We start from the raw sequence: 14,179 nt of genomic DNA, 5'->3' as shown, positions 1-14,179 counted from the left end.
TTTTATCTATGGCTCAATTAGTGAAAGCTTTTATTTGAATAAGTATTTGAATCATAATATAAATATATCTATTTATTTGTAATAGCGATTAATAATTTAATTTTTAAGTCTTATTTATTTGAAAAATTAGGCTATTTCCTACGGCAAATCCGACCATTGTCGTGCTATGTCTTCTTGGGATTTGATTCCACAATAGCCGAGCAAATCACTTAGGTATTCGGTTTGTTCACTATTGATGGAGATCAATCATGGCACAACAGTCAACAAAGGTGCAAAAAATACTCACTGTATTTTTATGTTTCTGGGTCGCATTTTTTGAGGGATTCGATTTACAAGCACCTGGCATCGCTGCAAAAGGAATCGCAGCGACATTTGGTTTAGACCAAGTACAAATGGGCTATGTCTTTAGTTTAGGTGTTTTTGGAATGCTTTTTGGGGCATTCTTTGGGGGACGCATCGCAGATTATTTAGGGCAAAAGAAAGTATTGATGCTATCTATTGCAATTTTTGGTGTGTTTTTCAGCTTATCTGCACTCGCGCCCAATTTAGAAGTTTTATATATTTCACGTTTTGTAACGGGTTTAGGTCTAGGGGCAGCAATGCCGACGATGATTTCAGTCGTAGGGGGATGAAGCCACTGAGACGAATCGAGGCAAATTAAATAGTCTCATGTATTGCGGTTTGCCTGTCGGTGCAATTTTTGTGGCAGGGCTCGCCATTTTCTTTCCAAATATACAATGGCAAACGATTTTCTTGATTGGTGGAATTACCCCTCTGATTTTGCTTCCATTTATGGCAGTGATTTTAAAGGATAAAGTAACATCAGCGGAAAATGTTACAGTAACAGCAGAACCTGTTCCAGCCATGCACGAGATTTTATTTAAAAATAATACTTATAAACAAACATTGCCATTGTGGGTGAGCTTCTTTTTCACCTTAATGATTAATTATATTTTAATCAGTTGGTTACCAAATTTATTGATGGATCAAGGTTTAAGTAAAAGCGAAGCATTTACGGTAATGTTAGTATTCCAAGTGGGTGCTGTCATTGGAACCTTAGGACTTGGATATTTACTAGATCGTCTTAAATTGTGGCAAATGGCTGTGATTATTTATACGGGTTTATTTGTTGCTGTGTTGATTTTATTTACCACACATTCGCTGGCGCTGTTGATTGTAGCAGGGGTGTTGGGAGGTATGTTTTCTACGGGTGGTCAGTCAATTTTATATGGTATTTCCCCAATTTTTTACTCACCTGCTGGCAAGGTAACGGGCGTGGGGAGTGCAATTTCTCTTGGACGTTTGGGGGCAATGACAGGACCATTATTAACAGGGAAAATTCTAGCTTTAGGCTTAGGAACGACAGGTATTTTAATCGCAAGTGCACCAGGCATTATTTTATCTGCGGTCGCAGTGACAGTACTCTCACGTTATAAAGCCAAGCAAAAGTAATTCATGGATTTTGCAATGTTGAGTGAATAGTGATCATGAAAATGGTCACTTTTTTATTTGTAAGATAAAAATATCAGGATAATTGTTTAAGATAAATTAAGAATAGAATTTCTAAATTGGTTATTTCACAATCAAAATAAACTCGGCTAAATTAAAATTACATTCAAACGAGAGGTAACAGACATGACAATGAAGAGCATTCGATTTAATACAGGCGATTTAGCTTGCTGATATTCAGGCGCTATTTTTCATTCTCCAATATTTTAAATGCAAGTATCAAATGAAAATTTGAAACTCGCATCTTTTAAAACAAGAATAAATTAAGAATATTGAAGAGCCTGCGGGGGCTCTTTTTTTTATTCTATTTCATGCACTGCATTAAACACTTCTACAGGTTCAATACGAATCAATTTTTTACCAAAACTCCTTAGCCACCAAACCAATTGTGAGGTGAAAGGAACAACCGCGCTGACTTCGTAAAGTTCATCATTGAGCTTCTTCACTTTTTGTGCCTTACTCAGCTGGCTCTCAGTAAAATATTGAGCATCATCTTCATGCATGACCAATTTTAATTCAATATTTTCAGTGGGTTTATTGAAATTAACACGGAAACCCAATGCGCCTGAGTCAATATAGACATCAATATCAAAATCCACAGGATGCAGGGCCCGGCTGTCTAAAACATGTGCTGATTTAAAACGATGTAATGCAAAAGTTTGCACTTCGGATTTGTCATGACGGGTACAGATCAGGTAAATAATGGCTCCTTTTTGCACCAAGCCAAGTGGATTTAAAATATAGGTTTTCTCTTCACCTAGATGTCCACGCGCACGATAAACGCATTCGATTTGTTTGTCTTGTAATAAACCTTCATAAATCGCTTGTTGTGCTTGACGTTCGACCATTGGGGGAATCACAGGTTGATTGGCAGGGACGATGCGTACTCGGTTAACCCACTGACGCACATTATTTTGTGTGGAAAGACTCCGCCGTGCGAGATCAAACCATGGATTCATTTCTTCGATCAGACTCGGTGGTAATAAATGGTTAAGATGTTCTTCAACCATCATAAAGGTCACTGCCTGTGAACTGGTCATGTGTGGTAAGCTCTGAATCGGTGCATCTGAGCGCCAACGCCAACCTTGTGGCACTGTTTTGTTGTTTTCGATTGGAAAGCGCTGTGAGATTTGATTCAAGTCACGTTGAATGGTACGTAAGCTGATTTCAATACCTTCACGTTCTAAAGTTTCTTGCAATTCACGGGTGCCCATCCATTTTCCAGTAGAAAGGCGAGATAAAATTTGCCACTGACGGTACAGGCTGTTTGAAGTTTCTTTTTCTTGGGAAGACATAATCCGATTACGAAAATAAGTGAATGAAAGATAAAACCTGAATAACAATAGAAAATATCAGCTCGTTAAGCAAGGCTTATCCCTAAAAAGTCTGTCTATATTTTGAAACAAGTTCATGCAAAATTGCACTTGAGTCTTTAAATAAATGCTGAATAAATAATCAATGTGTTTAGTCTATTTGGCATTGTTTTTGCTACTACAAAGTAACATTTTATAACAAAAGTAGAGGTTTATATGTTTAAAGAAGATCACCCTACAAATTTAAGTCTTGAACATTTTGCACTGCCTGTAGAGGCATTAGACAATTTAGAAAAACAAACTACTTTGGATGTAAACATAGCATCCATATATCAAGGCAAAGCTTTATTGGCGCAAATTCAAACCCAATTTTTTAACGAATTGACAGATGATGTACATTTGTCGGTTGAGATCCGTCAAAAATTAGAAACTTGGTTAGCACAACATAGTTTAGATGAATTGCATCAACTCAATGATTTGTCTAAGTCTCATTTTATGTATCACGGCATCACATTTGCAGTGTATAGCGAGTCTGAAAATATTGAACGTACCATTCCATTTGACTTGATCCCACGTATTATTGCGAAAAAACAATGGGTGAAAATAGCAGCAGGCTGTACGCAGCGGATTCAAGCATTGAATTTATTTTTAGATGATATTTATCATCATGCTGAAATTCTAAAAGCTGGAATTATTCCAAAACTACAAGTGTTTAGTCATGAAGCATTTCAACCCCACATGTTGAATTTTCAAGTCAAAGGTAAAGTGTATAGTCAAATCAGTGGTGTGGATTTAGTACGAGATCAAGCGGGTGAGTTTTATGTACTGGAGGATAATTTAAGAACACCTTCAGGCGTATCTTATATGCTTGAAAGTCGTAAAATTAGCCAAAAGATCATGCCTGAATTGTGTCAACTTAACTTACAAGGTATTGAGCATTATCCAAATTTATTAAAGCAAATCTTGACCGAAAGTGCTTATGTCGACTCACCTTGTATTGTGGTTCTTACCCCAGGTCGTTTTAACAGTGCCTATTATGAACATGCTTTTTTAGCAAGGGAAATGGGTATTCCTTTAGTAACATCAAGTGATCTTTATGTTGAGAACGACAAGGTTTATGTGAAAACAGTCCGAGGTAAACAACGAGTTGATGTAGTTTATAGGCGAATTGATGATGCCTTTCTTGATCCATTGTGCTTTAAACCTGAAAGTGTATTAGGTGTGGCGGGACTCATGTCCGCATATTTAAAACAACAGGTTGTAATTGCCAATGCACCTGGTACAGGTGTTGCTGATGATAAATCGATTTATCCTTATGTGGATAAAATGATCGAGTTTTATTTAGGTGAACAAGCGATTTTAAAGAATGTTCCAACCTATTCATGCCGAGATCCACAACATTTAGATTATGTTTTATCGAATATGGAGCGTTTAGTGGTCAAGGAAGCACAAGGTTCAGGTGGGTATGGGATGCTCATAGGTTCTCAAGCTACTGATGCTGATATTGCTTGTTTTAAACAAAAGTTGATTGCTGAACCACATGCTTATATCGCTCAACCTATTTTAGATTTATCTATTTCGCCAACATTGACAGAATATGGCATTGACGCACGTCATGTTGATTTACGTCCTTTTATTTTAAGCTCGCCTGAACGGACAGAAATTGTACCTGGTGGTTTAACGCGTGTCGCGATGCAAAAGAACTCATTGGTGGTTAATTCTTCCCAAGGTGGTGGAATTAAAGACACGTGGGTATTGGATCAATTGCATAACTGACACTCACCTGAGGAGAATAACAATGATTTTATTAAGCAGTAATGCACAACATATTTTTTGGTTAGGACGCTATCTGACACGCATTCAATATACATGCAGTTTATTTCCATTTACAGAAGATGAATCAGCAAGGCACTATGCCCATGCATTTTGTCTGCCTGCGTTTGATGCATGTTCATTAAATGAATTGATTTTAGACCCAGAACAACCGTTTTCATTTCACCAACAATTTCAAAATGCCAAGAATAATATTCATGATTTACGTGGCGTATTGTCTGCACATTGTTTTGCTGAATTGAATCAATTGTTACGACAAGCTGAAAATCATGCGGGTTATATTTGTGATGTTGCTGCTGAGTGTAATGATGTACTTGATGCAGAAGCTGATGAAGATATCTTTATGTTTTTCTGTTTAGGTCAAAAAGTGGAACAATTAGATCGCCATATTCGCTTACAACAAAACCGACAAGCCGTATTAACAGAATTAGATGTGTTGATTGAACAATTCAGGGTGTTGGGATGGACAAGTTTAGCTGCAGCTTGGCAACAATTAAAAGAGAAGCCTGATTGTAATCATTTTTATCATTTTAGCGACCACATACAAAACCTTTTTGAGATGGATGCCGCATGAAACTTATGATCAATCATCAGACCTATTACCAATATACTGCACCTGCAAAAAACAGTATTCAGTATATTAAAATGATGCCACAGAGTAATCGGCATCAGGAAGTATTGCATTGGAATATCAGTGTTCCTGGGCAAAATACTTGTCAAAAAGATCAGTTTGATAATATGTGGATGACTGCAACACAGCATTTTGAATATATGGACTTGATGATTATGGCGCAAGGTGTGGTGGATATTGATGAACATAATTTGTTTGGCATAGACACGGCATTGGATCCGATGCACTTTTTACAAGTGACCCCATTTACGCAGTGTTCATCTGAAATGTTGCAATTTGCTCAGCAATATGTGACGCACATTAATGTGCAAAATTTACAGCGTTTAGCGGCAGCGATTTTAAATGAAATGCCATATATGCCTGCGACAACTACAGTGAGGCATCAGGCAAGCGAATCTTTTGCTGCAAAACAAGGTGTTTGCCAAGATCATAGCCATGTATTTATTGCGATGGCAAAGGCATTGGGTGTACCTGCACGTTATGTTTCAGGTTATTTGTTTGTCAATGATCAGGCACACTTAGCGAGTCATGCATGGGCAGAGGCTTTTATTCAAGGAAAATGGTATTGCTTTGATGTGAGTAATCAAATTTTTCAGCCAAATTCACATATTTATATCGCAACAGGACGAGATTATTGGGATGTTGCACCTGTACGAGGAGTACGTTCACATGGGGGACTCGAGTCGATGCATTCTATTGTACAAGTCTTGGCTTGTGCCTAGAATATGGGTGAATAAAATCTGTATCAGTAAGAAAAAATAAGGAAGATCTATGACCTATTGTTGTGCGCTCCGTTTAAAAGATGGCTTGGTCTTTATCAGTGATACGCGAACCAATGCAGGCGTCGATCATATTTCTGTTTATCGAAAATTGTATACCTTTGGAGTTGACGGTGAGCGTTTTATTTGTATACAGACTTCAGGCAATTTGGCGACAACACAAGCAGTGATTGGGCATTTAAATAATCATTTAACCTTAAAACAAGAGCCGAATCTCTATAGCGTCAATACCATGTTTGATGTGGCCGGTTTGGTTGGACAAACTTTGCGTAAAGTCATTGCTGATGTTACAGAAGATACACAGGAACAGAGTAACTATTTTTGTAGTTTATTGGTCGGTGGTCAAATTAAAGGTGAAGAGATGCAGCTTTATAATATTTACCCACAAGGTAATTTTATCTCTGCGACTAGTGATACGCCTTATTTTCAAATTGGTGAAAGTAAGTATGGTAAACCAATTTTAGACCGTGCTTTAAGCTATGAAATGCCTTTAGATGAAGCCTTGCGTTGTAGTCTTATTTCGTTTGATTCAACGCTACGTTCAAATGTCTCAGTGGGTATGCCATTAGATAGCTTGGTGTATCAAAAAGATGCTTTTAATATTCCGCAAGGGAAACGAATCAATGAAGAAGAGCCTTATTTTCAGCATATTAGTAAGCAATGGTCAGAAACTTTGAAAAAGGGTTTACAGGATTTACCAAAACCAAATGAGGATTTTTTTCAGTAACTAAAAATATTCTAAACTTAAACTTTTTACTGAAAATTGTGAAGAAAAATCCAAGCATTTGCTTGGATTTTTAAGTCAATAAATATTTAGATTTTCTTACGAACAGGGCGGTTACTTAGGCGACAGAGTAATTCATAACCAATTGTACCATTGGCTTCTGCGACATCATCAACCCAACGATTTTTACCCCAAAGTTCAACTTGGGTTCCTAAAGGTGCATTTAAACCCGTAATATCGATCGCAATCATATCCATGGCAACACGACCAATCACTGGAGTGAGTTTCCCGTCGATTGCGACATAATTTTGCTTTGGAAATGCGCGTGGGTAACCATCGCCATAACCAATTGAGACAATGGCAATATCCATGTCTGTTTCGGCAATAAAGGTAGAGCCATAACCGACAGATTCACCTGCTTGAATCGAATTTAAGGCAATAATTTCAGCCGTAAAAGTCATCACTGGTTTGATATCTAAATCTTGGACAGACTGATCTGCAAAGGGTGATGCACCGTACAACATGATGCCCGGACGGACAAAATCAAAATTAAGCTCAGGCCATTTAAAAATAGCAGCAGAGTTACAGCAAGACCCCATGATGGGCGCGCAGGCTTCTTTTACATGAAGAAATTGATTTTTTTGTTGTTCATTTAAGGGATGATTTTCAGCATCTGCATTGGCAAAGTGCATGGCAAGTACACAGGTAAAACCATCGGCTTTGAGTGCGTTGATGACGTCAATAATTTCAGGTACTTTAAAACCCAAACGATTCATTCCGCTATTCAATTTGACCCAAACTTTTAAGCCTTTAGCAATATAGGCATCTTTTTGAGTGCGTAACCAGTCCAATTGTTCTTGCTGATGTACGATCACTTCAATGTTATTTTCAACCACCACTGCCATTTCATCGGCACTAAAAATACCTTCGATTAAAGTAATGGGCTGTTGATAACCCAACGCACGAATTTCTAAGGCTTCTTCAAGACAAGCAACACCAAATGCATCTGTTTCAGCGAGGGCGGCTAAACAGTCTTTTACGCCGTGCCCATAGGCATTGGCTTTGACCATACTGACAATTTTAGCAGTTGGGGCAAGTTGTTTAACACGGTTTAAATTATATTGCAGAGCTTCGCTATCAATATAAACTGTTGCTTGGCGCACCCTGATTACTCCTTCAGGAAGATGAAAAACATAAACGAGCAGTCAAAGCTGCACGTTTTTTGAATGATCAGATTGGATCTTTCTACTAGCGTCTATTGTATGCCGTTCATTATGAAATAAACATCAACATTTATGTTTTTGATGATCTCCATATTTTATATCGGGAAAATAGAAAATCATTTATCTATCATCACCATGATTTTACATTTGCTTAAATAAATAAAACGCTTGGCTCTATTGTATCCGTTGATTTTTTAATACGCTATCAATTTGAAAATACATCATTGTATATGAGGAATAAAAATGGGCGCTTGGTCACACGAACCGTTTGGAAATGATGATGCTTTAGATTGGGTGGATCAGCTTGTCGAGGGTGGAAATGATGAGTCTGTTTTAGCCCGTGTTTTTAATCGTGCAATTGAAAATCAAAAAGATTATTTAGAGGCAGATGAAGCTTCTATGATTGTGGCTGCTGCTGAAGTTGTGGCTAAATTATTAGGTAAAGGAATACAAAAGATAATGCTTCAACAGCACAAGTTGATGAATGGGTGAGTTCTATTGGGTTTCAACCCTCAGTAGAAGTATTAGAAAAAGCGCAAACTGCATTAGATTTGGTTTTAAGTGATGACTCAGAATTAAATGAACTTTGGGGTAAACCGAAGATTATGCTGTTTGGCGTAATAGTATTGAACGTCTAAAAGCAGCATTATCAATCTTGTAGATTTAAAAATCGAATGGGAAATCATCAGGCTGTTAACACAAGGCGATAAAGCATTTTTAGATGAAATGTTGAAAATGGCTGATGCAGTATGTGTATAATGATCGATATTGGATCAAATTTTTGAAAATATGGACAATGCTGGAATGCGGAGTTTGATATGTATTTATAACGATAAAATATTGATTTGAATCACTAAAATTTTTATAAAAATAGAGTCTACTTTATGCAGCTTTATATTTTGTTAGTTTTTTCATTGTTTACGATATTTTCAATACAACAAAGCATGGCTTGTATGCCGCATACTCCAAAAGATGTTTTTATCGCACGTTTCCAAGCCTCTCAAGCTGCACAGGGGGATTCAAGAAGTTTTACAGTTCAATTGAGTGCAGATCAATTTATTTTTCGTTCTTGGATTGATCAATTTAACTATGCAAAACCTACACAATGGCAAAGTACATTTTCTAGTCAAAATATTAAAAAGGACAGTTTGATCATAGGTTTAGCCTATACTCCCGATGGCGCTAAACCTGAGCAATATCAAATTGCTTCATTTGCAACTTTGAGTTGTGCTCATAATCAGCTCAGTGTTTCTAAACCCGTGCAGCCGTTTTTAGCTTGGAATCGACAGACAGCAAATTGTGCAATTGGGGATCGGAAAACGATTGGTATCTTAGACGGGTTTATACAATACGATCAATCGCATTACTTAGCACAACTTCAACAAAAATATCCAACATGTGAACAACTCAATAAAGCATTTCCACCGCTAAAAATGAATGAAAATATTCAGCATCCTCAATCATTTTTAAGTTTTAAACGATGGTGGAAAGACTTTGTAAATAAGTTGCAGTCACTGTTTTAAAGTGAAGATTTGAAAAAATAGGTTTAAAAAGTAAGCAAGATTTATGCTTCATTTTTACTCTTCATCATCATATTGTGCGTAATATTCAGGTGATAAATTACTAAAACGGGTATATTGACCTTCGAAAGCTAAACGAACAGAACCAATAGGGCCATTACGTTGTTTACCAATAATAATTTCCGCTGTGCCTGCTTCTTTTGATTCTTTGTTATAAACCTCATCACGATAAATAAACATAATCAAATCGGCATCCTGCTCAATCGCACCTGACTCACGTAAGTCTGACATGACAGGACGTTTGTTTGGACGGTTCTCTAAAGAACGGTTGAGCTGTGACAATGCGATCACTGGACATTGCATTTCTTTCGCCAGTGCTTTTAAGCTTCGTGAAATTTCACCGATCTCACCCACACGGTTATCACCCATGCCAGGCACTTTCATCAGCTGAAGATAATCGACCATGATACAGCCAAGCTTACCGCCATGTTGTTTGGCAATACGTCGTGCACGTGCGCGCATTTCTGTTGGGGGTAGGGCAGAAGAGTCATCGATATACAGATGCTTTTCTTGCAGTTGTAAAATGGTTCCTGTGACTTTTGACCATTCATCACCATCGAGTTTACCTGCACGTAAATGACCTTGGTGGACTTTACCGTATGAGGAAATCAAACGCATGGCGATGGAGTCGGCAGGCATTTCCATTGAAAAAACGAGGGCGGGTAAATCACAGTTAAAGAGAACACTTTCGACCAAATTCATGGCAAACGTGGTTTTACCCATCGATGGACGTGCTGCCACGATGATCATGTCACCTGCTTGCATGCCCGAAGTTTTATTATCAAGTTCAACAAAGCCTGTCGTTAAACCCGTGATATTACCTTCGAGTTGAGAAAGTTCATTGAGTTTGTCAAATACATCTGCTACAACCGAAGTAATCGGCTTTGGACCTTGTGCTTTGGCATTGTTATTATGTTGTTCAGCAATCGAGAAAATATTAGTTTCAGCTAAATCTAAAATTTCACTGACTTCACGACCTTTGGTGTCATAAGCATTTTGTAAAATTTCATTGCCCACTTTAATCATATTTCTTAAAGTCGCAAATTCACGAATTTTAGTGGCATAAGTTTCTAAGTTATAGAAACTTGCAGGAGAGTCTGCCATTAATTGAACAAGATATTCTTCACCACCAATCGCTTCGAGGAGATTTTGTTTGATTAGCCAGTCATTGACCAAAACGGCATCATAGGGTGAACCATCTTTGTTAAGTTGTTCAATGGCACGAAAAATATATTTATGGCGAGATGCATAAAAGTCATTTTCATGTAAAACATCACTGACTTGTTCAAACGACTCAGCAACGGTCATGAGTGCCGCAAGTACCGCTTGTTCAATGGCTAAATTATGCGGAGGCGTGCGAAATTCTTTGAGTTGTTGTGATGCCTCGGTAGATTTTGCATCTTTGTTAAAAGGAGTTGCAGAAGCTTTGGCTGGTGCCTGAGACATAGCGTGAGAACCTTTGGTCAAATGATTAGTCAGTTTGACTGTATTTATTCAAAATAGGCTAAGAGCATAACCTAAATAGGGTCATAAATGGGATATAAACTACGAAATAAAAAAGAGGTTAAAACGTGTAGATAAAAAAAGAGCATACTAAAGTATGCTCTTTTTTTTGGTACGAAATTACTCAGATACGATAGTAACGAGAACTTCTGCAACAACATCGTGATGCAATTGGATTGCGATGTTGAATTCACCAGTGTTACGAAGTGCACCGTTTGGTAAACGAACTTCTGCACGGTCAACTTCAAGACCAGCATTTGTTAACGCGTCAGCGATGTCGCGCGTACCGATTGAACCGAATAATTTACCTTCGTCACCCGCTTTCGCAGTGATTACGATATTTACTTCGTTCAATTGGTCAGCACGAGCTTGAGCAGCAGCTAATACTTCAGCTTCTTGTTTCTCAAGTTCAGCACGACGTGCTTCAAAAGCAGCAGTATTTGCTTCAGTCGCAGCAACTGCTTTACCTTGAGGGATCAAGTAGTTACGGCCGTAACCAGCTTTAACTGATACTTTATCGCCTAATTTACCAAGATTTTTAATACGTTGTAATAAGATAATATCCACAGCTCAACCTCACTTATGATTGTCAGTGTAAGGAATCAACGCTAAGTAGCGAGCTTGTTTAATCGCAAGCGCTAATTGACGTTGGTAACGAGCTTTAGTACCTGTAATACGGCTAGGAACGATCTTGCCATTTTCAGTGATGTACTGTTTTAAAGTGTCGATATCTTTGTAGTCGATGTACGTAACGTTCTCAGCTGTAAAGCGGCAGAACTTGCGACGACGGTAAAAACGTGCCATGTGTGTTCTCCTTATGCTTCAGCAGAGTCTTGAGCTTGTTGTGCTTCTTCACGTTGAGCTTTACGCGCACGTTTTTCTTCAGCACTCTTAGCCAATAAAGACTCTTCAGTGATAGCGTTTTCACGACGAATAATAACGTTACGAAGAATAGCATCGTTGTAACGGAATAATTCTTCCAATTCGTTAAGCGTAGTTTGATTACATTCAACGTTCATTAAAATGTAGTGCGCTTTGTGAATTTTGTTAATTGGGTAAGCCAATTGGCGACGGCCCCAATCTTCAAGACGGTGAATTTGACCTTCAGCATCTTTAATGTGAGAGATATAGCGTTCTACCATACCTACCACTTGATCGCTTTGGTCTGGGTGTACCAGAATTACGATTTCGTAGTGACGCATTGTCAGCTCCTTACGGTTTATGCAGCCCCATCCAAATATGAATGAAGCAAGGAGTCACAACTGAACTGTAAACAGACAGGTTGTGTCGCAAAATTTGCGAGGGCTCATTATAGGAAAGTTTGCTATTAAATACAAATAAATCGTGAAATATTTATCAATACATCGTATTGAAGTGGAGAAAATATAAGTTAATGTCTTTTCCTTAGGTTTTATAAATAGTCGTTTAAAACATCATGTAACGTTTGACCATTTTTACGGTCAATTAATTTGGCAGACATCCCAAAGGCTGTTGGACCTTGAATATCCGCCAGTGGTGTATCACCAACAAATAAGACCTCTTTGGCTGTGCAATGGAGTTGATCTACAATAAATTGATAAATATTAGGATCTGGTTTGCAAGCATGGACTTCATAACTCCATGCATATATGTCAATCTCTGTAATCAATGAACGAATGTGAATCCCATAAGGAGTTGCTGAATTGGAACACAGCACGATTTTATAACCATTTTCTTTTAGCTGGTTTAAGGTGGGAAGGGTATCTGCAAAAAGTTCAATTTGCGCTAATTCTGTCTGAAGTTCAGTATTGAGTTCATCTAAAAATGCTGGTGGAATTTGATAACCTAAATGTGTCGCAATGTCTTGAAAATCACCATTTATAGACATGACGGTGACAGCATCGCTTATTTGTGATGTATGTCCTTGCCTGTGTAACCATTGAATGAATTTTTTATAAGGGGATATTTTCTGTTTTATTCTAGCGAGTGTGCCAAAAACATCGAAAGCAATGACTTTGATCTGGTTTTGTGACATTGGATTGATCCTCTCATTTTATTGATATTTTATTTTCCAGTGTTTATATAAACTAAAAGACTTAGGGGGGCTTTGGAAGTTATTTTCAAGTGTGATTTATTGATGTATTTGAATTGATAAAAAAGAAAGGCTGAGTTTCTTTTGGTAAGAGATTACATTGATAAAAAAGATAGAGTGACCTCTATCTTTTTAAAACAGGGGTAAATGTGGTGCAGGGGAGGTGTAAGTAAAACTAAAGCTAAAACTTAAAGCCGTAATCAGAATTACTGAATATAAGAAATAACGTTTTGCCCAAACTTGGTCATTTTCAGCTTTGAAGCCAATAATCGACAGATAGACCCAATATGCAGACATCGCATTAAAGATAATCAAGAAGAAAATATTGGTATAGCCAAAACAATATAAACCATTCAACACCGCAGCAAACAAAATCACATAAATCAAACTTTCAACTTTAGTGCGATAAATTGAACGTGCCACAGGAAGGATGGGAACACCCGCATTTTTATAGTCATCAAAACGGTAAACTGCAATTCCCCATGAATGTGGCATTTGCCAAAGCGCGTAAGCTAAGAAAACCAATAGCGCAGCAACATCAAATTCATTTGAAACAGCGGTATAACCGATTACAGGAGGACTTGCACCAGAAATACTGCCAATCACAGTTTGGTGAATGGTTGTACGTTTTGTCCAAAGACTATAAAAAATCACATAAACGACAAAGCCCAATACCGCAAAGCCAAATGCGTAGGCGTTGACAAAAAACCACAACAAGCCAAAGCCTAAAAGACCTAAAACTGCTGAAAAGATTAAAGCAATTTGTGGGCTAATGGTTTTTTTGACTAAAGCACGGTTCATCGTGCGTTGCATTTTTTGGTCAATGTCTTGGTCAATGACATTATTCACTACACAACCTGATGCAACCACCAGTGTTGTACCGAGTAATGTAATGAGAAGTAAGAGGAAATCTACAGAACCTTGAGCGGCTAAGAAAAAGCCGCCCAAAGTGGTAACGAAGTTACCGAAGAGAATTCCTGGCTTAGTCAGGAATAAATACTTCTTCAACATGA

At 37.8% G+C, this 14,179-nt stretch carries 15 protein-coding genes and 1 pseudogene; 8 read left to right on the top strand and 8 right to left on the bottom strand.

Annotated elements, in window-relative coordinates; all coding sequences use genetic code 11:
• Positions 1 to 248 precede the first annotated feature (248 nt).
• Positions 249 to 1,452: pseudogene (gene mhpT, locus G0028_RS12300) on the top strand (3-(3-hydroxy-phenyl)propionate transporter MhpT).
• Between the two features lie 356 nt (positions 1,453 to 1,808).
• On the opposite strand, the gene G0028_RS21105 reads toward mhpT, so the two are convergent.
• The gene (locus G0028_RS21105) at positions 1,809 to 2,804 is read right to left on the bottom strand and encodes a helix-turn-helix transcriptional regulator (protein WP_217431186.1); all 996 of its coding nucleotides are present in this window, start codon (positions 2,802 to 2,804) and stop codon (positions 1,809 to 1,811) included.
• Positions 2,805 to 3,038: 234 nt separating this feature from the next.
• Between G0028_RS21105 and G0028_RS12290 the strand changes: the two genes are divergently transcribed.
• The 4 genes from G0028_RS12290 to G0028_RS12275 are packed head-to-tail and all read left to right on the top strand — an operon-like array spanning position 3,039 to position 6,792.
• Positions 3,039 to 4,598 carry a circularly permuted type 2 ATP-grasp protein gene (locus tag G0028_RS12290; protein WP_180045110.1) on the top strand — a complete coding sequence of 520 codons (1,560 nt, stop codon included), beginning with the start codon at positions 3,039 to 3,041 and terminating at the stop codon, positions 4,596 to 4,598.
• Between the two features lie 22 nt (positions 4,599 to 4,620).
• Positions 4,621 to 5,229: an alpha-E domain-containing protein gene (locus G0028_RS12285; RefSeq protein ID WP_180045111.1), complete on the top strand. Its 609-nt coding sequence runs from the start codon at positions 4,621 to 4,623 to the stop codon at positions 5,227 to 5,229.
• Positions 5,226 to 6,008 carry a transglutaminase family protein gene (locus G0028_RS12280; RefSeq protein ID WP_180045112.1) on the top strand — a complete coding sequence of 261 codons (783 nt, stop codon included), beginning with the start codon at positions 5,226 to 5,228 and terminating at the stop codon, positions 6,006 to 6,008. The genes G0028_RS12285 and G0028_RS12280 overlap by 4 nt, the downstream gene beginning before the upstream one ends.
• Positions 6,009 to 6,057: 49 nt before the next feature.
• Positions 6,058 to 6,792, top strand: a complete 735-nt coding sequence (locus G0028_RS12275; protein ID WP_174492382.1) for a proteasome-type protease — start codon at positions 6,058 to 6,060, stop codon at positions 6,790 to 6,792.
• Between the two features lie 86 nt (positions 6,793 to 6,878).
• Here the strand turns inward: G0028_RS12275 and alr are convergent, their stop codons facing one another.
• On the bottom strand, positions 6,879 to 7,952 hold the full coding sequence (alr, locus tag G0028_RS12270; RefSeq protein WP_180045113.1) for an alanine racemase: 1,074 nt from the start codon (positions 7,950 to 7,952) through the stop codon (positions 6,879 to 6,881).
• Positions 7,953 to 8,255: 303 nt separating this feature from the next.
• On the opposite strand from alr, the gene G0028_RS21225 reads away from it, so the two are divergent.
• The 3 genes from G0028_RS21225 to G0028_RS12260 all read left to right on the top strand — a co-directional run bounded on the left by G0028_RS21225 (position 8,256) and on the right by G0028_RS12260 (position 9,535).
• Positions 8,256 to 8,504: a DUF4259 domain-containing protein gene (locus G0028_RS21225; protein WP_218946253.1), complete on the top strand. Its 249-nt coding sequence runs from the start codon at positions 8,256 to 8,258 to the stop codon at positions 8,502 to 8,504.
• Positions 8,501 to 8,650 (top strand): hypothetical protein, encoded by a 150-nt coding sequence (locus G0028_RS21220; RefSeq protein ID WP_213072953.1) that lies wholly within the window; start codon positions 8,501 to 8,503, stop codon positions 8,648 to 8,650. The genes G0028_RS21225 and G0028_RS21220 overlap by 4 nt, the downstream gene beginning before the upstream one ends.
• Before the next feature lie 315 nt (positions 8,651 to 8,965).
• Complete coding sequence (locus tag G0028_RS12260; RefSeq protein ID WP_180045114.1) at positions 8,966 to 9,535, top strand: hypothetical protein; 570 nt, start codon at positions 8,966 to 8,968, stop codon at positions 9,533 to 9,535.
• 54 nt (positions 9,536 to 9,589) lie between these two features.
• Here the strand turns inward: G0028_RS12260 and dnaB are convergent, their stop codons facing one another.
• From dnaB to cyoE, 6 genes are all read right to left on the bottom strand, one after another.
• Entirely contained in the window at positions 9,590 to 11,038 is a 1,449-nt protein-coding gene (dnaB, locus tag G0028_RS12255; RefSeq protein WP_130073150.1) for a replicative DNA helicase, read from the bottom strand.
• A gap of 177 nt (positions 11,039 to 11,215) precedes the next feature.
• Positions 11,216 to 11,662, bottom strand: a complete 447-nt coding sequence (rplI, locus tag G0028_RS12250; RefSeq protein ID WP_065995237.1) for a 50S ribosomal protein L9 — start codon at positions 11,660 to 11,662, stop codon at positions 11,216 to 11,218.
• Positions 11,663 to 11,671: 9 nt separating this feature from the next.
• Complete coding sequence (rpsR, locus tag G0028_RS12245; protein ID WP_004719336.1) at positions 11,672 to 11,899, bottom strand: 30S ribosomal protein S18; 228 nt, start codon at positions 11,897 to 11,899, stop codon at positions 11,672 to 11,674.
• 11 nt (positions 11,900 to 11,910) lie between these two features.
• Positions 11,911 to 12,297 carry a 30S ribosomal protein S6 gene (gene rpsF / locus G0028_RS12240; RefSeq protein ID WP_035267614.1) on the bottom strand — a complete coding sequence of 129 codons (387 nt, stop codon included), beginning with the start codon at positions 12,295 to 12,297 and terminating at the stop codon, positions 11,911 to 11,913.
• 209 nt (positions 12,298 to 12,506) lie between these two features.
• Positions 12,507 to 13,109, bottom strand: coding sequence for an HAD family hydrolase (locus G0028_RS12235; protein WP_180045115.1), 603 nt, complete (start codon positions 13,107 to 13,109; stop codon positions 12,507 to 12,509).
• 189 nt (positions 13,110 to 13,298) lie between these two features.
• Positions 13,299 to 14,177, bottom strand: coding sequence for a heme o synthase (gene cyoE / locus G0028_RS12230; RefSeq protein WP_130073152.1), 879 nt, complete (start codon positions 14,175 to 14,177; stop codon positions 13,299 to 13,301).
• Between the last annotated feature and the right edge of the window lie 2 nt (positions 14,178 to 14,179).

Origin of the sequence: Acinetobacter piscicola, from assembly GCF_015218165.1 — a bacterium.
Classification (GTDB): Bacteria; Pseudomonadota; Gammaproteobacteria; order Pseudomonadales; family Moraxellaceae; genus Acinetobacter; species Acinetobacter piscicola_A.
This window is presented reverse-complemented; position numbering and strand designations above follow the sequence as displayed.